18 protein-coding genes and 5 tRNA genes are annotated in these 18,449 nt (G+C 54.4%); 15 read left to right on the top strand and 8 right to left on the bottom strand.

Annotation, left to right across the window (positions count from 1 at the left end):
• Nucleotides 1–91: 91 nt before the first annotated feature.
• The 3 genes from SB13_RS16735 to SB13_RS16725 form a co-directional block, all read right to left on the bottom strand.
• A tRNA-Val gene (locus SB13_RS16735) sits at nucleotides 92–167 on the bottom strand.
• Nucleotides 168–210: 43 nt separating this feature from the next.
• Nucleotides 211–286 (bottom strand) — tRNA-Val (locus tag SB13_RS16730).
• A 50-nt stretch (nucleotides 287–336) separates the two neighbouring features.
• Nucleotides 337–412, bottom strand: a tRNA-Val gene (locus tag SB13_RS16725).
• A 267-nt stretch (nucleotides 413–679) separates the two neighbouring features.
• Between SB13_RS16725 and gltX the strand changes: the two genes are divergently transcribed.
• The 3 genes from gltX to SB13_RS16710 all read left to right on the top strand — a co-directional run bounded on the left by gltX (nucleotide 680) and on the right by SB13_RS16710 (nucleotide 2,604).
• Complete coding sequence (gene gltX / locus SB13_RS16720; protein ID WP_026741435.1) at nucleotides 680–2,095, top strand: glutamate--tRNA ligase; 1,416 nt, start codon at nucleotides 680–682, stop codon at nucleotides 2,093–2,095.
• A gap of 317 nt (nucleotides 2,096–2,412) precedes the next feature.
• Nucleotides 2,413–2,488 (top strand) — tRNA-Ala (locus SB13_RS16715).
• Between the two features lie 40 nt (nucleotides 2,489–2,528).
• A tRNA-Ala gene (locus tag SB13_RS16710) sits at nucleotides 2,529–2,604 on the top strand.
• Nucleotides 2,605–2,727: 123 nt separating this feature from the next.
• On the opposite strand, the gene ung is transcribed toward SB13_RS16710, so the two are convergent.
• Nucleotides 2,728–3,414, bottom strand: coding sequence for a uracil-DNA glycosylase (gene ung, locus SB13_RS16705; protein ID WP_026741434.1), 687 nt, complete (start codon nucleotides 3,412–3,414; stop codon nucleotides 2,728–2,730).
• A gap of 355 nt (nucleotides 3,415–3,769) precedes the next feature.
• Here ung and grcA point away from each other — a divergent pair, with 355 nt between their 5' ends.
• Nucleotides 3,770–4,153 carry an autonomous glycyl radical cofactor GrcA gene (grcA, locus tag SB13_RS16700; RefSeq protein ID WP_026741433.1) on the top strand — a complete coding sequence of 128 codons (384 nt, stop codon included), beginning with the start codon at nucleotides 3,770–3,772 and terminating at the stop codon, nucleotides 4,151–4,153.
• A gap of 164 nt (nucleotides 4,154–4,317) precedes the next feature.
• Here grcA and srmB read toward each other — a convergent pair whose 3' ends face one another.
• The gene (gene srmB, locus SB13_RS16695; RefSeq protein WP_026741432.1) at nucleotides 4,318–5,649 is read right to left on the bottom strand and encodes an ATP-dependent RNA helicase SrmB; all 1,332 of its coding nucleotides are present in this window, start codon (nucleotides 5,647–5,649) and stop codon (nucleotides 4,318–4,320) included.
• Nucleotides 5,650–5,781: 132 nt separating this feature from the next.
• Here srmB and trmN point away from each other — a divergent pair, with 132 nt between their 5' ends.
• The 11 genes from trmN (at nucleotide 5,782) to acpS (ending at nucleotide 15,903) form a co-directional block, all read left to right on the top strand.
• On the top strand, nucleotides 5,782–6,525 hold the full coding sequence (trmN, locus tag SB13_RS16690) for a tRNA(1)(Val) (adenine(37)-N(6))-methyltransferase TrmN (RefSeq protein WP_026741431.1): 744 nt from the start codon (nucleotides 5,782–5,784) through the stop codon (nucleotides 6,523–6,525).
• A 271-nt stretch (nucleotides 6,526–6,796) separates the two neighbouring features.
• Entirely contained in the window at nucleotides 6,797–7,372 is a 576-nt protein-coding gene (gene rpoE / locus SB13_RS16685; protein WP_026741430.1) for an RNA polymerase sigma factor RpoE, read from the top strand.
• Between the two features lie 51 nt (nucleotides 7,373–7,423).
• The gene (gene rseA, locus SB13_RS16680) at nucleotides 7,424–8,080 is read left to right on the top strand and encodes an anti-sigma-E factor RseA (protein WP_026741429.1); all 657 of its coding nucleotides are present in this window, start codon (nucleotides 7,424–7,426) and stop codon (nucleotides 8,078–8,080) included.
• Complete coding sequence (rseB, locus tag SB13_RS16675; RefSeq protein WP_026741428.1) at nucleotides 8,080–9,030, top strand: sigma-E factor regulatory protein RseB; 951 nt, start codon at nucleotides 8,080–8,082, stop codon at nucleotides 9,028–9,030. Before rseA ends, rseB begins: the two co-directional genes overlap by 1 nt.
• Before the next feature lie 397 nt (nucleotides 9,031–9,427).
• A complete protein-coding gene (lepA, locus tag SB13_RS16670; RefSeq protein ID WP_026741427.1) occupies nucleotides 9,428–11,227 on the top strand; it encodes a translation elongation factor 4 in 1,800 nt (599 codons plus the stop codon).
• Nucleotides 11,228–11,243: 16 nt separating this feature from the next.
• Complete coding sequence (gene lepB / locus SB13_RS16665; RefSeq protein WP_026741426.1) at nucleotides 11,244–12,212, top strand: signal peptidase I; 969 nt, start codon at nucleotides 11,244–11,246, stop codon at nucleotides 12,210–12,212.
• Between the two features lie 178 nt (nucleotides 12,213–12,390).
• A complete protein-coding gene (gene rnc / locus SB13_RS16660; RefSeq protein WP_026741425.1) occupies nucleotides 12,391–13,071 on the top strand; it encodes a ribonuclease III in 681 nt (226 codons plus the stop codon).
• Nucleotides 13,068–13,973 carry a GTPase Era gene (era, locus tag SB13_RS16655; protein ID WP_026741424.1) on the top strand — a complete coding sequence of 302 codons (906 nt, stop codon included), beginning with the start codon at nucleotides 13,068–13,070 and terminating at the stop codon, nucleotides 13,971–13,973. The genes rnc and era overlap by 4 nt, the downstream gene beginning before the upstream one ends.
• Before the next feature lie 11 nt (nucleotides 13,974–13,984).
• On the top strand, nucleotides 13,985–14,716 hold the full coding sequence (gene recO / locus SB13_RS16650; protein WP_026741423.1) for a DNA repair protein RecO: 732 nt from the start codon (nucleotides 13,985–13,987) through the stop codon (nucleotides 14,714–14,716).
• Between the two features lie 75 nt (nucleotides 14,717–14,791).
• Nucleotides 14,792–15,523, top strand: coding sequence for a pyridoxine 5'-phosphate synthase (gene pdxJ, locus SB13_RS16645; RefSeq protein WP_026741422.1), 732 nt, complete (start codon nucleotides 14,792–14,794; stop codon nucleotides 15,521–15,523).
• Entirely contained in the window at nucleotides 15,523–15,903 is a 381-nt protein-coding gene (gene acpS / locus SB13_RS16640; RefSeq protein WP_026741421.1) for a holo-ACP synthase, read from the top strand. Before pdxJ ends, acpS begins: the two co-directional genes overlap by 1 nt.
• A 7-nt stretch (nucleotides 15,904–15,910) precedes the next feature.
• On the opposite strand, the gene SB13_RS16635 is transcribed toward acpS, so the two are convergent.
• From SB13_RS16635 to SB13_RS16625, 3 genes are all read right to left on the bottom strand, one after another.
• Nucleotides 15,911–16,171, bottom strand: coding sequence for a YfhL family 4Fe-4S dicluster ferredoxin (locus SB13_RS16635; RefSeq protein ID WP_026741420.1), 261 nt, complete (start codon nucleotides 16,169–16,171; stop codon nucleotides 15,911–15,913).
• Between the two features lie 243 nt (nucleotides 16,172–16,414).
• The gene (locus tag SB13_RS16630) at nucleotides 16,415–17,173 is read right to left on the bottom strand and encodes a substrate-binding domain-containing protein (protein WP_026741419.1); all 759 of its coding nucleotides are present in this window, start codon (nucleotides 17,171–17,173) and stop codon (nucleotides 16,415–16,417) included.
• Entirely contained in the window at nucleotides 17,170–18,198 is a 1,029-nt protein-coding gene (locus SB13_RS16625; RefSeq protein ID WP_036150256.1) for an ABC transporter substrate-binding protein, read from the bottom strand. The genes SB13_RS16630 and SB13_RS16625 overlap by 4 nt, the downstream gene beginning before the upstream one ends.
• Nucleotides 18,199–18,449: the final 251 nt, after the last annotated feature.

The following is an 18,449-nucleotide window of genomic DNA, read 5'->3' as shown; positions in this document are numbered from 1 at the left end:
GACCCCCTCCTTGTAAGGGAGGTGCTCTCCCAGCTGAGCTAATCACCCACTTCTGTAACACATTTTAGAGACCAAGGCGCTGGTTGATAAGTGGTGGGTGATGACGGGATCGAACCGCCGACCCCCTCCTTGTAAGGGAGGTGCTCTCCCAGCTGAGCTAATCACCCACTTCTGTAACACATTTTAGAGACCAAGGCGCTGGTTGATAAGTGGTGGGTGATGACGGGATCGAACCGCCGACCCCCTCCTTGTAAGGGAGGTGCTCTCCCAGCTGAGCTAATCACCCACTTATCACACTTAATCTCTTCACAGCGGAGCTCTTTACTAAGTAAAGAGTGGTGGGTGATGACGGGTTCGAACCGCCGACCCCCTCCTTGTAAGGGAGGTGCTCTCCCAGCTGAGCTAATCACCCGCGCTGTGTGGAGTGGCATTATAGGGATAGTTCATAGTGAGTCAACGCTTTTTAAAACTTAAATGGTTGTTCGTCGTAAAATTAGTCAGAGAGCCGTATTTGTGTGCATTGGCGTTGAAATCGTAAGCATTTTGGCGGGAGAGCGCCGGGTGAGACGATGTTATTGCGTTGAGGAATCGAAGTAGAGTGATAGAATATTGCCCACTTTTAATATGAGCTTGCGTCGGTATTCACTGACAGCCGTTGAGTAATAAGGCCGTAATCCCAATGAAAATCAAAACCCGTTTCGCTCCCAGTCCTACTGGGTATCTTCACGTCGGCGGTGCCCGTACCGCACTCTATTCATGGCTGTTCGCCCGTCATCAGGATGGCGAATTCGTATTACGTATAGAAGATACCGATCTGGAGCGTTCAACCCAACAGGCGATCGATGCCATCATGGATGGGATGAACTGGCTGGGTCTGGACTGGGATGAAGGCCCGTATTACCAGACTAAACGTTTCGATCGCTACAACGCGGTTGTTGATGAAATGCTGGAAAACGGGACTGCTTATAAATGTTATTGCTCCAAGGAGCGTCTCGAGGCGCTGCGCGAGCAGCAAATGGCTAATGGCGAAAAGCCCCGTTATGACGGATGCTGCCGTGATTCCCACGAACACCATGCTGACGACGAGCCGCACGTTGTGCGTTTTCGTAATCCGCAGGAAGGTTCCGTCATCTTTGACGACAACATCCGTGGCCCCATCGAATTCAGTAACCAAGAGCTGGATGATCTGATTATCCGCCGCACAGACGGTTCACCGACCTATAACTTCTGCGTTGTGATCGACGACTGGGATATGGAAATCACCCACGTCATTCGTGGGGAAGATCACATCAACAACACGCCTCGTCAGATCAATATTCTGAAAGCGCTGGGCGCACCCGTCCCGGAATATGCGCATGTCTCCATGATTTTGGGGGATGACGGTAAAAAACTGTCTAAACGTCATGGCGCTGTAGGCGTGATGCAATATCGCGATGACGGCTTCCTGCCGGAAGCATTGTTAAACTATCTGGTCCGTCTGGGTTGGGCGCATGGCGATCAGGAAGTCTTCTCTATAGAAGAAATGAAACAGTTGTTTACTCTGGACGCGGTTAGCAAGTCGGCTAGTGCGTTCAATACGGAAAAGCTGCTGTGGCTGAATCACCATTACATTAATAGTTTGCCGGCCGAGTATGTTGCGACGCAGCTGTCCTGGCATATCGAGCAAGCAGGCATTGATACGAGTAATGGTCCCCAGCTGAGTGAATTGGTCAAACTGTTGGGTGAACGTTGCAAAACGCTGAAAGAAATGGCGGCATCCTGTCGGTACTTCTATGAAGAGTTCGACGCATTCGATGCCGACGCTGCGAAAAAGCATCTGCGCCCGGTCGCTCGTCAGCCGTTGGAACTGGTTCGCGCCAAGCTGGCGGCTATCACGGAGTGGACGCCCGAAAATATTCATCATGCTATCCAAAGCACGGCCGATGAGCTGCAGCAGGGGATGGGTAAAGTGGGTATGCCGCTGCGTGTTGCGGTCACGGGCGCGGGTCAGTCGCCGGGTGTTGATGTCACCGTTCATGGCGTAGGTCAAAAACGTGCGCTGGCTCGTATCGATCGCGCACTGTCATTTATTGCTGAACGCGAAGCACAGCAGTAATCGACGATAGAAAACAGGCAATCATCAGAATCCCGCGGGCCTACGCTGCGCGGGGTTTTTTTATGGGCTTGATGGCGTTGCCGGGGAGTTTACGTTTAGGTGATGCCCTCATTTTGAGGTGGTTTCGTCCCAAAATTGGCCTGATTGCTCAACGTCTATCTCGCCGCTAGCAGTCCGACGCAAAGGGATCTGATGGCCGTGTTCTGCTCACCTTGACGGCTTTTTCAGCGGTCGACGTGGTAAATGGATTTAGCCGTTGACACTACCGGTAGCGTTGCATATCATGCGGCCCGTTCACACAGATATTGTGTCAGGACGGGGCTATAGCTCAGCTGGGAGAGCGCTTGCATGGCATGCAAGAGGTCAGCGGTTCGATCCCGCTTAGCTCCACCAAACTTCATGTTTGGGTGTCACTGAAACTTATCTATCGTGTGGGGCTATAGCTCAGCTGGGAGAGCGCTTGCATGGCATGCAAGAGGTCAGCGGTTCGATCCCGCTTAGCTCCACCAATATTCCTACCCCGTTTTTCCTCAGTCAGACCTTCTAACGCATCGTTATTTTTAAATTCAGCAAATTCAACAAATTGTATAACGAAATGCCCCCGTTCGAATGAACGAAGGCCATCCTTACAATCAGTTTTCCTCAGGCAGATGCGGCATCCAGTCGATAGGCGGTAGCCTTTGCTGTTCGAGCAGATGATTGGCCTGCGAAAAATGTCGGCATCCCATAAATCCGCGGTGCGCTGAAAGCGGGGAAGGGTGGGGCGCTTTCAGTACGTGGTGGCGCTGCTGGTCGATGATGTTGCCTTTTTTCTGCGCGTGAGATCCCCACAGCAAAAAAACGATCCCTTCCCGATGTGAATTCAGCGCAGCTATCACTTTATCCGTAAACGTCTCCCACCCCAGATTGGCATGCGAGTGCGCTTTTCCGCCTTCCACCGTCAGTACCGTGTTAAGCAGCAGAACGCCTTGCTGAGCCCAGCTCTGCAGAAAACCGTGTCGTGGAATTTCAAAGCCGGGAATGTCGCTGGCCAGTTCTTTATAAATGTTGGCGAGAGACGGCGGCGCGGGAACCCCAGGGCGAACCGAAAAAGAGAGACCATGCGCCTGATTCGGACCGTGATAAGGATCCTGACCGAGAATAACGACTTTTACATCGTGAAATTCGGTATAGCGAAACGCGTTGAACACGTCTTGTTGAGGCGGGTAGATCACTTTTCCCGCTTCTCGTTCCTGGTGAACGAACTTCAGCGTGTCGATAAAGTAAGGTTGTTGCTTCTCCTGGGACAGTACGTCGTGCCAGGTCAGGGTAGTTGCCATCAATGCGCCCTTGTCCATTCGATCAATCGGGCTAGCTTACCGCTCTATCCTGAAGAGGTAAAACCATAACCTGACTATTCGCGGCGTAAGCGTCGTTTTAACAAAAAAATTGAAAAAATATAGAAATTTTTGCAGTGAATGGAAAATAGTAAAATTGATATAAAACAAAAGATTGAACTCGGGCGTGAAATTTATAAATGGCAGAAATTGATTTGAATCAATGATTCTGGCGCGACTGGCTGGTATACAGGTTAGCAGATTCAGTCGGGTTTACCCTGATGTTAAACAACAGGCAGATTTGTTACTGGATACGAGATTAACATTCAGACTTACACGCCGTTCTACGGAGGCAATCATGATTACAGGTATTCAAATCACCAAGGCAAACAACAGTGCATTGGTTAATTCTTTCTGGTTACTGGACGATGAGAAATCAGAGGCGCGTTGCGTTTGTTCGAAAGCGGATTACAGCGAAGACCAAATCGTACCGGTCAGCGATCTGGGTCAGTTCGAATATCGTGAAATTCCTTTGGAGCTGAAACCGGAAGTTCGCGTTGAAGGAGGCCAGCACTTGAACGTGAACGTACTGCGCCGTGAAACGCTGGAAGATGCGGTCAAGAATCCGGAAAAATACCCGCAGCTGACTATTCGTGTATCTGGTTATGCTGTACGTTTCAACTCGCTGACGCCGGAACAGCAGCGCGACGTAATTACTCGTACTTTCACTGAAAGTCTGTAATTGCGAGCGATATGATTCAAGACAGATGAATCACATAGAAAAGGGAGCCATCGGCTCCCTTTTTTGTTATTTGCGTCCGCCTTAGATACGAAAACGCCCAATGATGTTCATTGGGCGCAGTAGGACCGACCGTTAATCTGAGTCGCTTCGTTAAGAAACGGCCGTCACTTATTTTTTTCAGCCGGTTTTTCTGTGCTATTGCTGGGCTTGCGACGTTTACCGATATTTTTACTATCGCGGTGACGCACTTTAGCCTTGGTCTTCGGCTTCTCTTTCTGCTTTTTCTCTTCGCGCTTGGCCAAGACTTTCTTCGACGGCTTACCGGTTATTTTCGCACTCGGTGCGCGCGTTGAAGGGCGCAGTTCATCGACCACTCTGGCCTTCATCTGCTCGTTCAAATAGCGGCTGATTTTTCCCAGCAGCAGATGATCGTGCGCTTCGACCAGCGAGATGGCGCAGCCCTTGCGTCCCGCACGTCCGGTCCGGCCTATGCGGTGCAGATAGGTATCTGCGGTACGTGGCAGGTCGAAGTTGAATACATGGCTGACATCGTTGATGTCCAGTCCACGGGCGGCGATGTCGGTTGCCACCAGCACGTTGACTCGGCCGTCGCTCAGACGCTTGATCGCCTCGTTACGTTTAGCTTGCACCATCTCGCCTTCCAGATAGCAGGTCTCAATACCGGCTTCACGCAGCCACGCGACCATTTCATGAACGCGTTCACGCTTACGAACAAAGACGATGGAGCGAGTCACGTCCGGCTGTTTCAGCAGATGACACAACAGCGCGGTTTTATGCTGGAGATCGTCAGCACGGTAGTACCATTGCTGGATTTTTTTACGCTCGCGACGTGACGGATCGGCCTCAACTTCAACCGGTTCCTTCAACAGGCGCTCGGCAAAGTCCTTAATGGCATCGCCTTCCAACGTCGCGGAAAACAGCAACGTCTGTTTGCGCCAGCGAGTTTCCCCTGCGATATGTTCAATATCCTGTGCGAATCCCATGTCGAGCATGCGGTCGGCTTCATCCAGGATCAGCGTTTCCACCGCGCGGCAGTCGAAGTTTTCTTCTTTAATGTATTGCAGCAAACGACCGGTCGTTGCGACAACGATATCCTGGTTCTCGCTGAACACTTCAGCGTGGTTCATATAAGCGACGCCACCGGTGATGGTCGCGATATCCAGATGCGTCTGGGCGGCCAGAATTTTAGCCTGTTCGGCGACTTGCATTGCCAATTCCCGCGTAGGCGTCAGAATCAGTATGCGCGGCGGCCCGGATTTTTTACGTGGGAAGTCGAGCAGATGCTGCAATGCCGGTAGCAGATAGGCGGCAGTTTTCCCGGTTCCTGTTGGTGCAGAGCCTAGAACGTCCCGTCCGTCCATTGCTGGAGGAATAGCGGCAGCCTGAATTGCCGTTGGGCGGGAGAACCCCATATCCTGCAGGGCGTTTAGCAGGCTTTCATCAAGATCAAACTCGGAAAAATTGGTCGCTGTCATTGTCTACCTCTATTTGGGGCGCCGATTATAGACTCATTGGCCCGGTTGTTCATCTCTTTAAGCGATACAGATGACTTTTACTGCGTCAGCGTTTCTCCTATGCTACCGCGGTTTAACAGGAAAAGACGCAAAATGACTCAGCCTTTATTGCCGCCGGCGGTACGTTCCGGCGGATTCACCTTTAAGCAGTTTTTCGTGGCTCACGATCGCTGCGCGATGAAAGTCGGGACGGACGGCATTCTACTCGGCGCATGGGCGCCGTTGCCGAAAGAGGGGCGTTTATTGGATATCGGTTGCGGTTCTGGGTTAATCGCGCTGATGCTGGCGCAGCGCGCGGAAGGGCGGCTGTCGGTGGACGGCGTAGAGCTAGACGCCGCCGCGGGGCAGCAGGCGAGAGAGAATGCGGCGGCCTCGCCCTGGCGCGAGCAGGTGGCGGTCCACACGGCTGATATCGCCGACTTCGCAGAAAAAAACCGTCATCAATACGCGCTGATCGTCAGCAATCCTCCCTATTTCGTTCCGGGAGTCAGCTGTCGCTCGGAGTCGCGTGCTCAGGCCCGCTATACTACCTCTTTGAGTCACCAACAATTATTGCGTTGCGCTAAAGCGAGGCTGACGGACGAAGGGCTTTTTTGCGTGGTGTTGCCTTGCGATGTCGCGGAGGGGTTTGTGCCGCAGGCTGAAAAAGAAGGATGGCGCCTGTCATTACGGACGGATGTGCGCGAATATGCGTCACGTCCCGCACATCGAACGTTGCTTGCACTTTCGCTGCAGCCGGGGACCCCCCAACGGTCTTCGCTGGTCATTCGAGATGACGATGGTCAATATTCCGATGCCTACCAAGCACTGACGCGAGATTTTTATCTGTCCATGTAATGCGTGGAAAGACGGTGTTACATATGCGTAGCCCCCGCAACAGCGGGATTCGGCGCACGTGGAAGGCCGAAGTGTGGTACAACTAGCCACAAGAGTACAGGCGGTCTGGTACTGAAAATTACACCAGCGATCACACAAAGCAGAAAAGACTTTTGAAACGGAACTTAATGATGTGTACGGACTCCAAGCGAGTGCTTGCTCAAAGATTTAGAACGTGGCTGGCATTACGTAACCTAGGCGTGGAGACAAATTTGAGGAGATATTACCTCGGATGAGCGAGCAGTTGACAGATCAGGTTCTGGTTGAACGGGTCCAGAAAGGCGATCGGAAATCGTTCAATTTACTGGTTGTTCGTTACCAGCACAAAGTAGCGAGCCTGGTATCTCGGTACGTCCCCCCGGGCGACGTACCGGACGTGGTCCAGGAATCATTTATCAAAGCCTATCGTGCGCTCGAGTCTTTTCGCGGCGATAGTGCGTTTTATACGTGGTTGTATCGCATTGCGGTGAACACGGCGAAGAACTATCTGGTTGCACAGGGGCGGCGCCCTCCGTCAAGTGACGTAGACGCCAGCGACGCTGAGAATTATGAAAATGCCAGCGCGTTGAAAGAAATATCGAACCCTGAGAATTTAATGCTGTCTGATGAGTTGCGTAGGATAGTGTTCCGCACGATTGAGTCATTGCCGGAGGATTTACGACTGGCAATCACGCTGCGAGAACTGGATGGTTTGAGCTATGAAGAGATAGCCGACATCATGGGTTGTCCAGTGGGTACCGTGCGATCGCGCATCTTCCGTGCACGCGAAGCTATTGATAATAAAGTACAACCGCTTATTCAGCGTTAACTTGTTGTGAACGTTCATCATGACCGATTTGACAAGGTAAGGGTGTAAGGTATGCAGAAAGAAAAACTTTCCGCTTTAATGGATGGCGAGGCTGTCGACAACGAACTGCTGAGCGTTTTGTCAAAAGACGAAATACTGCAGGAAAGCTGGCAGCGTTACCATGTAATACGCGACACAATGCGCAATGATGTGTGTGAACACATGTTGCATGTAGACGTCGCAGCCCGCGTCGCGGCCGCATTAGAGCAGGAACCTGTTCTCTTCAACCCGCAGGCGGTGCCCGAATCCCAGCCACATCCTCGGACCTGGCAAAACCTGTCGTTCTGGAACAAGGTGCGTCCGCTGGCGGCTAATCTGACGCAAATCGGCGTCGCCGCCTGCGTTTCTCTGGCGGTCATCGTTGGCGTACAGCACTACCAGCAAGGCGGCGTTGCGACGGACGGCGCGGTCGAAGCCCCGGCATTCAGCACGCTTCCTGCTCTAGGCACCGCATCGCCGGTTAGTCTGAGCGTACCGGCTGAAACCAGCGTCAATACGGTGGGACAGCGTCAGCAACAGGCCCAGCATGAGCGCATCAATGCGCTGCTGCAGGACTATGAGCTACAGCGCCGAGTGCATTCTGACCAACTGCGTTTCGACCAACATGAAGACCAACAGGCCGCCGTTCAGGTGCCTGGGACCCAATCATTAGGAATGCAGCCGCAGTAATGAAGCGCTTTTTGTTTATCACCGCGCTGCTTTTCGGCGGCGCTGGCTACTCCAACATCGCCCCGGCTCAGGACAACTCCGGGGCGATGTTGCAACAAATGAGCCGAGCCAGTCAGTCTCTGAGCTACGAAATCTATTTTATCAACGTGTCCCGCCAGGGGATCGAGTCCTTTCGCTATCGTCACACGTTAGCGGGAAAAGAGACGTTGGCTCAGCTGCTTCATCTTGACGGCCCTCGTCGGGAAGTGGTTCAGCGTGCTCGTAATATCAGCTACTTTGAAACCAATCTCGATCCTTTCACGCTCTCCGGCGACCATATGGTCGATGCGCTGCCAGCCTTGATCTATGCCAACTTCTCCCGGCTGTCTGCTTATTACGACTTCATCCCCACCGGGCGTATTCGCCTTGCCGATCGTCAAAGCGACGTTGTGCGCATCGTCTCCCGGGACGGCACGCGCTTTAGCTATGTGATTTGCCTGGATGCGGCTACAAGGCTGCCGCTGCGCGTCGACTTGCTGGATCAGAATGGCGAGCTGCTGGAGCAGTATCGTGTCCTTTCCATGACGGTGGACGGCTCTGTGCAGTCAGAGATGAAAAGCCTCGATCGCATGAGTCTGCCGCCGCTCCTTAGCGTACCCACGGCGGCATCGGCCGATTTCGCGTGGTCGACGCAGTGGCTCCCGAACGGCGTTGAAGAGATCTCTCGCAGCCAGCGACCGCTTCCCAGCGGGGGCGTACCGGTAGAATCTCGGCTTTACAGCGACGGTTTATTCAGCTTTTCGGTCAACGTTAGCCCGGTTGGCGACACGCACCCTGACCAGAACGCGTTGCTCGGACGGCGGATGATCCACTCCGTCGTGCGCGAAAAACACGAAATTACCGTCATTGGCGAACTGCCGTTGGCTACAGCCAAGCGCATCGCCGACAGTGTGACTTTCAAGGCGCCCTGACCGATCGTCGAAAACGGGCCGCGACATCCGATAAGCTGTGCCGGGCGTCAGGTCGGATAATCCTCATGGCTGACAAGCCGACCTTATCTGCCGTGCGATGAGATCCGCATCCTTGTTTCCTGGTCTGAATGGCCTGAGAGCGACGAGGTGAACCCCGTCTATTTCAGGCATCACCTCTCGGTTTCCATATCGCGTAGCGCCCGGCTTTCTTCCGCAAGACGAATAGGTGTGGTTACGTGATGATAAACAGTCTTAATAGACGGCCCATGACTAGGTTTTCCCCCGTATGGCATGTAGAATGCTGCGATTCGGGCCTATGACAACGGTCAGCGTTGTCGGCTAATGCGCATGCCGATCGGCAAGATTTCAGAAATACCAAGGTAGAAAAACTTTAATAATGAAGCATATACGAAATTTTTCCATCATTGCCCACATCGACCACGGTAAGTCGACGCTTTCTGACCGCATCATTCAAATTTGTGGTGGTTTAACCGAGCGTGAAATGGCGGCGCAGGTTCTGGATTCCATGGAACTTGAGCGCGAGCGCGGAATCACGATCAAAGCGCAGAGCGTGACGCTGGATTACAAAGCCCCCGACGGCGAGACCTACCAGCTGAACTTCATCGACACCCCGGGACACGTTGACTTCTCTTATGAAGTTTCCCGTTCTCTGGCAGCCTGCGAAGGCGCATTGCTGGTGGTGGATGCGGGGCAGGGCGTTGAGGCGCAGACGCTGGCTAACTGTTATACGGCGATCGAAATGGACCTGGAAGTGGTGCCGGTCCTGAACAAAATTGACCTTCCAGCGGCCGATCCGGATCGCGCTGCTCAGGAAATTGAAGACATCGTCGGGATCGATGCGACGGATGCCGTGCGTTGCTCGGCGAAAACCGGCGTCGGCGTTCCGGAAATCCTCGAACGTCTGGTGCGGGATATCCCACCGCCGGTAGGCGATCCGGAAGCACCGTTGCAGGCGTTGATCATCGACTCCTGGTTCGATAACTATCTGGGCGTGGTGTCTCTGATCCGTATCAAGAACGGTTCCCTGCGCAAGGGCGATAAAATCAAGGTCATGAGCACCGGTCAGGTTTATAACGCCGAGCGTCTGGGCATCTTCACACCGAAACGTGTGGATCGCGATACGCTCAACTGCGGCGAAGTGGGTTGGTTGGTCTGCGCTATCAAAGACATTCTGGGCGCGCCGGTCGGCGATACCCTGACGTTGGCACGCAAGCCGGCGGAAAAAGCGCTGCCGGGCTTCAAAAAGGTAAAACCTCAGGTTTACGCGGGTCTGTTCCCCGTTAGCTCTGACGACTATGAGTCGTTCCGCGACGCGCTGGGCAAACTCAGCCTGAACGATGCTTCTCTATTCTACGAGCCGGAAAGCTCGACGGCGCTGGGCTTCGGTTTCCGCTGCGGCTTCTTGGGCCTGCTGCACATGGAGATCATTCAGGAGCGTCTGGAGCGTGAATACGATCTGGACCTGATCACGACCGCCCCGACGGTGGTGTACGAAGTGGAAACCACTGCGGGTGAAGTCATCTACGTGGACAGCCCGTCCAAATTGCCGGCGATTAATAATATCGCGGAGCTGCGTGAGCCTATCGCCGAATGTCACATGCTGATGCCGCAGGAGTTTCTGGGCAACGTCATCACGCTGTGTGTGGAAAAACGCGGCGTGCAGACCAACATGGTGTATCACGGCAACCAGGTGGCGTTGACGTATGACATCCCGATGGCGGAAGTGGTGCTGGACTTCTTCGACCGTCTGAAATCCACCTCTCGCGGTTATGCATCGCTGGACTACAATTTCAAGCGGTTCCAGGCTTCCAACATGGTTCGCGTCGATGTTTTGATTAACGGCGAGCGCGTCGATGCGCTGGCGTTGATCACACACAACGACAATGCGCCGTATCGCGGTCGCGACCTGGTGGAAAAAATGAAAGAGCTTATCCCGCGTCAGCAGTTCGATATCGCGATTCAGGCGGCGATCGGCAACCACATTATCGCGCGTTCCACCGTCAAGCAGCTGCGTAAAAACGTGCTGGCCAAATGTTATGGCGGCGATGTGAGCCGTAAGAAAAAGCTGCTGCAGAAACAGAAAGACGGTAAGAAACGAATGAAACAGGTCGGCAACGTTGAGCTGCCGCAGGAAGCGTTTTTGGCCATTCTGCACGTGGGCAAGGACAGTAAATAATTTCAGAGGAGTTGGCATGGCCAATATGTTTGCCTTGATTCTGACGCTCGCGACGCTGGTCACCGGCGTAGTGTGGTGTCTGGACCGTTTCAAGTGGGCGCCGGCGCGTCGCGCCAGACTGGCTCATTCAAGCCAGCAGGCGGACGGTACGGCCGGAGAGCAAACGCTCTCCAGCAGCATCAAACAGCCAGGCTGGATTGAAACCTGCGCTTCGGTGTTCCCCGTTCTGGCAGTGGTGCTGGTGGTGCGTTCGTTCATCTACGAACCGTTTCAGATCCCGTCAGGCTCGATGATGCCTACGCTGCTGATCGGCGATTTTATTCTGGTGGAAAAATTTGCCTACGGCATCAAAGATCCCATTACCCAGACGACGCTGATTGAAACCGGCCATCCAAACCGGGGCGATATCGCCGTCTTCAAATATCCGGAAAACCCGAGCCTGGACTACATCAAACGCGTTGTGGGCTTGCCGGGCGATCGCGTGAGTTACGATCCTGTCGCCAAACAGGTGACGATCCAGCCGGCGTGCTCATCCTCCTCCGAGTGCGATAAAGCGCTTGCCGTAACCTACAGCAACGTGCAGCCAAGCGACTTTGTCCAGACCTTCAATGGGATGGGCGGCGAAAGCAGCAACGGTTTTTATCAGGTCCCGGCGGGCGAGCAGGCGAACGGTATTCGTCTGACAACGCGTAAAGAAAACCTGGGCGACGTCACGCACGACATTCTTACCGTACCGATCGCGCAGGATCAGCTGAGCCTGTACTATCACCAGCCTCATCAGCCGTTGAGCACGTGGGTCGTGCCGGCAGGCAGCTATTTCATGATGGGCGATAACCGTGACAACAGCGCTGACAGCCGTTACTGGGGCTTTGTGCCGGAGAGAAATCTGGTCGGTAAAGCCACGGCAATCTGGATGAGCTTTGAAAAACAGGAAGGCCAATGGCCTACCGGCGTACGCCTGAGCCGGATTGGCGGTATTCACTAATACAACGTAATAAACACGCGATATCTTTGCGCCTTCCGTTGTAGAATATTTTCGACATAAATAAACGCAGGCTCCCTACCGGGAGCCAGTGCAAACGAAACAGTTTTGGCACGAATAAGAGTTCAGCAGGGCTGTTCCGTATGCTGTGGTTAAAAAGCACGATTGATATTGGTAACACATGAACCCCATTCTCATAAATCGTTTACAAAAAAAACTGGGCTATACTTTCCGACAATACGATCTTCTACTGCAGGCTCTTACGCATCGTAGCGCCAGCAGTAAACACAATGAACGGCTGGAATTCCTTGGGGACTCCATTCTGAGCTTTGTGATCGCCAATGCGCTCTATCACCGTTTCCCCCGCGTTGATGAAGGGGATATGAGCCGGATGCGCGCCACGTTGGTGCGCGGCAATACGCTGGCGGAGATCGCGCGCGAGTTCGAGTTGGGCGAATGCCTGCGTCTGGGGCCGGGAGAGTTGAAAAGCGGCGGCTTCCGNCGTGAGTCCATTCTGGCGGATACGGTCGAAGCGCTGATCGGCGGCATTTTTCTGGACAGCGATATCCAGATGGTCGAGAAGCTGATCCTCGAGTGGTATCAGAGCCGCTTGAACGAAATCAGCCCTGGCGATAAGCAAAAAGATCCCAAAACCCGGCTGCAGGAGTTCCTGCAGGGACGGCATTTACCGCTGCCAACCTATCTGGTGGTGCAGGTGCGTGGTGAAGCGCACGATCAAGAGTTCACCATACACTGTCTGGTCAGCGGGTTTAGCGAACCGGTGGTCGGCACGGGGTCGAGTCGTCGGAAAGCCGAGCAGGCTGCGGCAGAACAAGCGTTAATACAGCTGGAGCTTGAATGAGCGAAGAACAGAATTACTGCGGCTTTGTCGCGATTGTAGGCCGACCGAACGTCGGCAAATCCACATTGCTGAACCAGCTGCTGGGTCAGAAGGTTTCTATCACCTCCCGTAAACCGCAGACGACGCGCCACCGTATCATGGGCATTCACACCGAAGGGCCTTATCAGGCGATTTACGTGGATACCCCGGGGCTGCATATCGAAGAAAAACGGGCGATCAACCGGTTGATGAACCGCGCCGCCAGCAGTTCTATCGGCGACGTCGAACTGGTTATTTTTGTTGTTGAAGGGACGCACTGGACCGAAGACGACGAAATGGTGGTCAACAAACTGCGCGATCAGAAACATCCCGTGCTGCTGGCTATCAACAAAGTCGATAACGTGACGGACAAAAGCAAACTGCTGCCGCACATCCAGATGATTAGTCAGAAGATGAAGTTTCTGGATGTGGTACCGATGAGCGCCGAGAAAGGCATGAACGTCGACACTATCGCCAGCATCGTCCGTAAGCACTTGCCGCAGGCGGAACACCACTTCCCGGAAGACTACATCACCGATCGTTCTCAGCGCTTCATGGCTTCCGAGATCATCCGTGAAAAGCTGATGCGTTTTCTGGGGGAAGAGCTGCCATATTCGGTGACCGTGGAAATCGAGCGTTTTGTGGCGAACGAACGCGGCGGATACGATATCAACGGTCTGATTCTGGTCGAGCGTGAAGGCCAGAAAAAAATGGTGATCGGCAACAAAGGCTCCAAGATCAAAACCATCGGCATTGAAGCCCGTCAGGACATGGAACAGATGTTCGAGGCAAAAGTGCATCTGGAACTGTGGGTTAAAGTGAAATCCGGCTGGGCGGACGACGAACGTGCGCTGCGCAGTCTGGGTTACATCGACGACCTCTAAGGGGCCCGCCCATGGAAGGCTGGCAGCGCGCATTTGTCTTGCATGGGCGCCCCTATAGTGAAACCAGCCTCCTGCTGGATCTGTTCACGGAGAATCAGGGCCGTGTCCGGATGTTGGCGAAAGGCGCCCGGGCACGGCGTTCCAGCCTGAAAGGGTGCCTTCAGCCGTTCACGCCGCTGCTGGTTCGCTGGAGCGGCCGGGGCGATGTCAAAACGCTTCGTAACGCCGAGCCGGTTTCGCTGGCGCTTCCTATCAGCGGTAGTACCCTTTACAGCGGTCTATACGTCAACGAATTACTGACTCGGGTTCTCGAGTTCGAAACCAACTTTTCCGCGCTCTTCTTCGATTATCTGCACTGCCTGCAACAGCTGGCTGCGCTCGACGGGTCGCCTGAACCGGCGCTGCGCCGCTTTGAGTTAGCCTTGCTGGGGCATCTCGGTTATGGCGTCGACTTTCTTCACTGCGCGGGCAGCGGCGAGAGCGTCGCGGATGACATGACCTATCGCTATCGGGAAGAAAAAGGGTTTATCGCCAGTCTGGTGGTGGACCGCCTCAGTTTTACCGGACGAGAACTACGCTCGCTGGCGGCCCGGGAGTTCCCCGATGCCGAAACGTTGCGCGCCGCCAAACGATTCACCCGCATGGCGCTAAAACCCTACCTCGGCGGAAAACCCCTCAAAAGCCGCGAGCTGTTCCGGCAGTTTGTGATCAAACCGCCTAAGTCTGCGCCGCCCGAAGCGTAGCCGTGGGAGTACCCAACAGGATCGGCGGCGGTGTAAACTGACGTCATTGATGAGATAGAAAGTTAAGGATGGATCATGGCTGAGCTGTTGTTAGGTGTAAATATCGATCATATCGCGACCTTGCGTAACGCCCGGGGTACGGCGTATCCCGATCCGGTTCAGGCCGCTTTTATCGCTGAACAAGCGGGGGCGGACGGTATCACCGTGCATCTGCGCGAAGACCGTCGCCACATTACGGATCGCGATGTGCGCCTCCTGCGCCAGACGATTCAGACGCGTATGAATCTGGAAATGGCGGTTACGGATGAGATGGTGGCCATCGCCTGCGAACTGCAGCCTCACTTTTGCTGTCTGGTGCCTGAAAAACGGCAGGAAGTGACGACGGAAGGCGGTCTGGACGTCGCCGGGCAGCAGGAAAAAATGCAGGATGCGGTGAAGAAGCTGAAAGCTGCCGGGATTAACGTCTCATTGTTTATCGATCCTGATCGCGCCCAAATTGATGCCGCCGTCGCCTGCGCCGCGCCCTACATTGAACTGCATACCGGCGCTTATGCGGATGCTGACGGTGATGAGGCGCGCCAAAATGAGTTTGAGCGCATCCGTGATGCCGCGACCTATGCCGCAGCGAAAGGGATCCGCGTCAATGCCGGTCACGGCCTGACCTACCATAATGTTCAACCTATCGCCGCTCTGCCGGAAATGCATGAGCTGAACATTGGGCACTCGATCATCGGACGTGCCGTCATGAGCGGTTTACCCGCAGCCGTCGCTGAAATGAAATCCTTAATGCGGGAAGCGCGTCGTTAATGGCTGTTTTGGGATTGGGTACCGACATCGTAGAAATCGCCCGCATCGAAGCGGCCGTTGAACGTTCCGGCGACCGTCTCGCGCGGCGCATTCTGAGCGACGCCGAGTGGGCGACTTACCAGGAGCATCAACAGCCGATTCGCTTTCTGGCAAAACGTTTTGCGGTGAAAGAAGCGGCGTCGAAAGCGTTTGGCACGGGCATTCGGCAGGGGTTGGCGTTCGCCCAATTCGAGGTATTCAATAACGATTTGGGTAAGCCATGCCTGCGTTTTCTGGGGCGAGCGGCGGAGTTTGCGCAAGCGCTGGGCGTGCAACACGTACACGTCTCGCTAGCGGATGAGCGGCGCTACGCGTGCGCCACCGTGATTGTGGAAAGCTGATTCAGTTTTAGAGTTGGTCAGCGTGGTGTAGCTGAACGTATTTTTCCCACAGCCGCTCCTGATCTTCCACATGCGCCGGATCGGTGATGATGGTGTTATCGATCGGGCACACTTTCTGGCAGGTAGGGGTATCGTAGTGACCGACGCACTCCGTACAGCGCTCAGAATCGATTTCGTACGTCTCCATCCCCATAGATATGGCCTGATTTGGGCACTCTGGCTCGCACATATCGCAGTTGATGCATCGTTTGGTAATTAACAGCGCCATTTAGAGGTCTTTCCCATTTCTTGCCGCTATTCCGCGGCCTGTCCGCAACCATCGCACCCGATGAAGTCATCTTCGCCTTAGCCGCCACTTTTAACGCGGTCTCCGCAGCAGTCGGTGGACAGGGAGGCAGCGCGTTTTCTGAAAAGAGGCATCATCGGCGGCGCGCACTTTAGCACAAAAGCGATATCAGCCCAACTGCGTGGCGTGCTCCATACGCGATGAGGCTTGCTGAGTTCAGACGATTCAGCGGGATAAGCCGCTCTGAATGTCGTGCAGGATCGGCATTTCGAATCCGCCGTTCTGCAATATTTTGCGCGCTTCCGCCGAAGATAAAAATTCGGCCAGCGGCTGCGCATTCGGATGGCATAGCGCAACGGTATAGTCGGCGCGGATATTATCGTCATCGGGAAGAGGGAAGACGCGAATGCCCGGCAGCGATTGCAATCGCGGAGCATAGCTGGCGTAACCGACAAAGAGATCAGCCTGACCGCTCATGATTAACCAGTATGCGGCCATTTCTCCCGCCGGCACGGGTGGGCTGTCCGGGCCGCCGACCAGCCTCAGCGCCTTGGCCCGTAAGTAAGCGGCCGCTCCGCAGCGGTGTCTCTCTATTCGTTCAAACAGCTGCCAGGCGTAGTCGCCAGAGGGATCGCTGCCGGGGGTAGACGTAGCCAGCCGTAAATCAGGGTCGAGCAGTAGCGTGAGCCAATCCTGAGACCGGGCTGCGGCGGAAGCCGATGCCGTCAGGCAGAGCCGGTTGACGGCCAGCGGCGTTGCGGAGAGGGCCAGCCCACGCATCACCAGCGCCTCTGCGTGGTTTTGATTGGCGGAGGCGAACAAATCGCAGGGAGCGCCTTGCTCGATCCGCTGACGTAATAAGCCCGCGGGTCCGAAAGCGGTTTGCGTCGCCAGCCCTGTCTTGGTTTCGAACGCGGCCATCAGAAGGGGCCAGACTCCGCGGAGGCTACCCGCCGCCAGCAGTTGTATGGGGAGAGCGCTCATTCTGCGCCTGTGTAACGTGTACGGTAAAAAGTCTGATACCAATCTTCCGCCTGCTGACGGATATCGATGTCGCTGAACATCTCGGGGTACAATTTTTTCGCCATCCATAGTTCGCCTAAACCGAGAGCTTCCGGCATGGGATAGCCCCAGGCTTTGGCATATTCGGGCATGAGATAGACGCGGTGATGTTTGACGGCGTCAATCGTCTGCCATTCCGGCTGAGTCTGAATGTGTGTGACGACCTGCGGATAGCGATCTTGAACGAAAATCACCTGCGGATCCCAGGCTATGACCTGCTCCATCGACACCTGTTTGTAGCCTTTCACCGTCGCCGCTGCGACATTTAGGGCGCCGGCATGCTGCATCATCAGGCCGGTATATTTTCCAGATCCATAGGTAGTGAGTTCCGGATTCGCCATGTAGGCGCGTACGCGCTGTGCCTCCGGTAGATGTTGTAAGCGTTCACTGACCCGCTGTCGCTGACCGAATGCCTTTTCAATCAGCATAACGGCTTGAGGCGTGCGGTCCACGATAGCGCCGATGAGTCGAATCCCTTCTTGCAGTCCCTGGTCATAGGCCTGCTCTTCATCCGCCATCTTGGGATTCAGCTCTCTTTCCTGACCGGAGGCGTCATGACGTAGGGAAATGGCAACGACGGCGATACCGAGCTGGCTAATCCGATCGATCATCTCCTGCGGCGCATAGTTTGTGACGAAGACGACCTGAGGATGGAGCGCGGCGAGACTTTCCAGATCGACGTGCGTCAGGTCGCCCACTTTGGGTTTATCGACTAACTGCGGGACAAGCTCCGCATAGTGACGGCCCAGCTGTTGTTCCCAATCGCGTTGAACGCCGACGATTTTATCGGTCGCGTTGAGTTCAACCAGCAGGTTAAGCGTTTGATGTTGTAAAACGACAACGCGCTCGACGTTGTCGGGAAGGGTGACGTTGCGATTAAGTTGATCGACGATGAACCGTTGAGCATGGACGGCTGCTGAAATTGTCGCCATCAGCAGACCGATCATAAATACACGAACTATTTTTATCATTATTATATCTCTGGTAATTATGTCCTGTATTATACCGGGCGCCAGGAGAGAGCGATTGATGCTAACTGACTGGTTGTATAGGAAATAATCAAAAAACAGCCTTGATCATGGGGCGGCATTTTACTGCCTGTAGCATCCGGTGGAGTACAGCGCAAAATCATCGCTTACTCTCTGGATTGAGCCCCTAGGCGGTATGTGAATTAGTCTTTATCATAAAGTGCTAAAAA

Origin of the sequence: Lonsdalea quercina subsp. quercina, from assembly GCF_000688695.1 — a bacterium.
Classification (GTDB): domain Bacteria; phylum Pseudomonadota; class Gammaproteobacteria; order Enterobacterales; family Enterobacteriaceae; genus Lonsdalea; species Lonsdalea quercina_D.
The sequence above is the reverse complement of the archived record's forward strand: the minus strand, read 5'-3'. Positions and strand labels throughout refer to the sequence as shown.

What these genes read in the sequence shown, in the direction of transcription:
- gltX (WP_026741435.1), top strand. Translation starts at nt 680, where the DNA reads ATGAAAATCAAAACCCGTTTCGCTCCCAGTCCTACTGGGTATCTTCAC.
- ung (WP_026741434.1), bottom strand. Translation starts at nt 3,414, where the DNA reads ATGGCAACTACCCTGACCTGGCACGACGTACTGTCCCAGGAGAAGCAA.
- grcA (WP_026741433.1), top strand. Translation starts at nt 3,770, where the DNA reads ATGATTACAGGTATTCAAATCACCAAGGCAAACAACAGTGCATTGGTT.
- srmB (WP_026741432.1), bottom strand. Translation starts at nt 5,649, where the DNA reads ATGACAGCGACCAATTTTTCCGAGTTTGATCTTGATGAAAGCCTGCTA.
- trmN (WP_026741431.1), top strand. Translation starts at nt 5,782, where the DNA reads ATGACTCAGCCTTTATTGCCGCCGGCGGTACGTTCCGGCGGATTCACC.
- rpoE (WP_026741430.1), top strand. Translation starts at nt 6,797, where the DNA reads ATGAGCGAGCAGTTGACAGATCAGGTTCTGGTTGAACGGGTCCAGAAA.
- rseA (WP_026741429.1), top strand. Translation starts at nt 7,424, where the DNA reads ATGCAGAAAGAAAAACTTTCCGCTTTAATGGATGGCGAGGCTGTCGAC.
- rseB (WP_026741428.1), top strand. Translation starts at nt 8,080, where the DNA reads ATGAAGCGCTTTTTGTTTATCACCGCGCTGCTTTTCGGCGGCGCTGGC.
- lepA (WP_026741427.1), top strand. Translation starts at nt 9,428, where the DNA reads ATGAAGCATATACGAAATTTTTCCATCATTGCCCACATCGACCACGGT.
- lepB (WP_026741426.1), top strand. Translation starts at nt 11,244, where the DNA reads ATGGCCAATATGTTTGCCTTGATTCTGACGCTCGCGACGCTGGTCACC.
- era (WP_026741424.1), top strand. Translation starts at nt 13,068, where the DNA reads ATGAGCGAAGAACAGAATTACTGCGGCTTTGTCGCGATTGTAGGCCGA.
- recO (WP_026741423.1), top strand. Translation starts at nt 13,985, where the DNA reads ATGGAAGGCTGGCAGCGCGCATTTGTCTTGCATGGGCGCCCCTATAGT.
- pdxJ (WP_026741422.1), top strand. Translation starts at nt 14,792, where the DNA reads ATGGCTGAGCTGTTGTTAGGTGTAAATATCGATCATATCGCGACCTTG.
- acpS (WP_026741421.1), top strand. Translation starts at nt 15,523, where the DNA reads ATGGCTGTTTTGGGATTGGGTACCGACATCGTAGAAATCGCCCGCATC.
- SB13_RS16635 (WP_026741420.1), bottom strand. Translation starts at nt 16,171, where the DNA reads ATGGCGCTGTTAATTACCAAACGATGCATCAACTGCGATATGTGCGAG.
- SB13_RS16630 (WP_026741419.1), bottom strand. Translation starts at nt 17,173, where the DNA reads ATGAGCGCTCTCCCCATACAACTGCTGGCGGCGGGTAGCCTCCGCGGA.
- SB13_RS16625 (WP_036150256.1), bottom strand. Translation starts at nt 18,198, where the DNA reads ATGATCGGTCTGCTGATGGCGACAATTTCAGCAGCCGTCCATGCTCAA.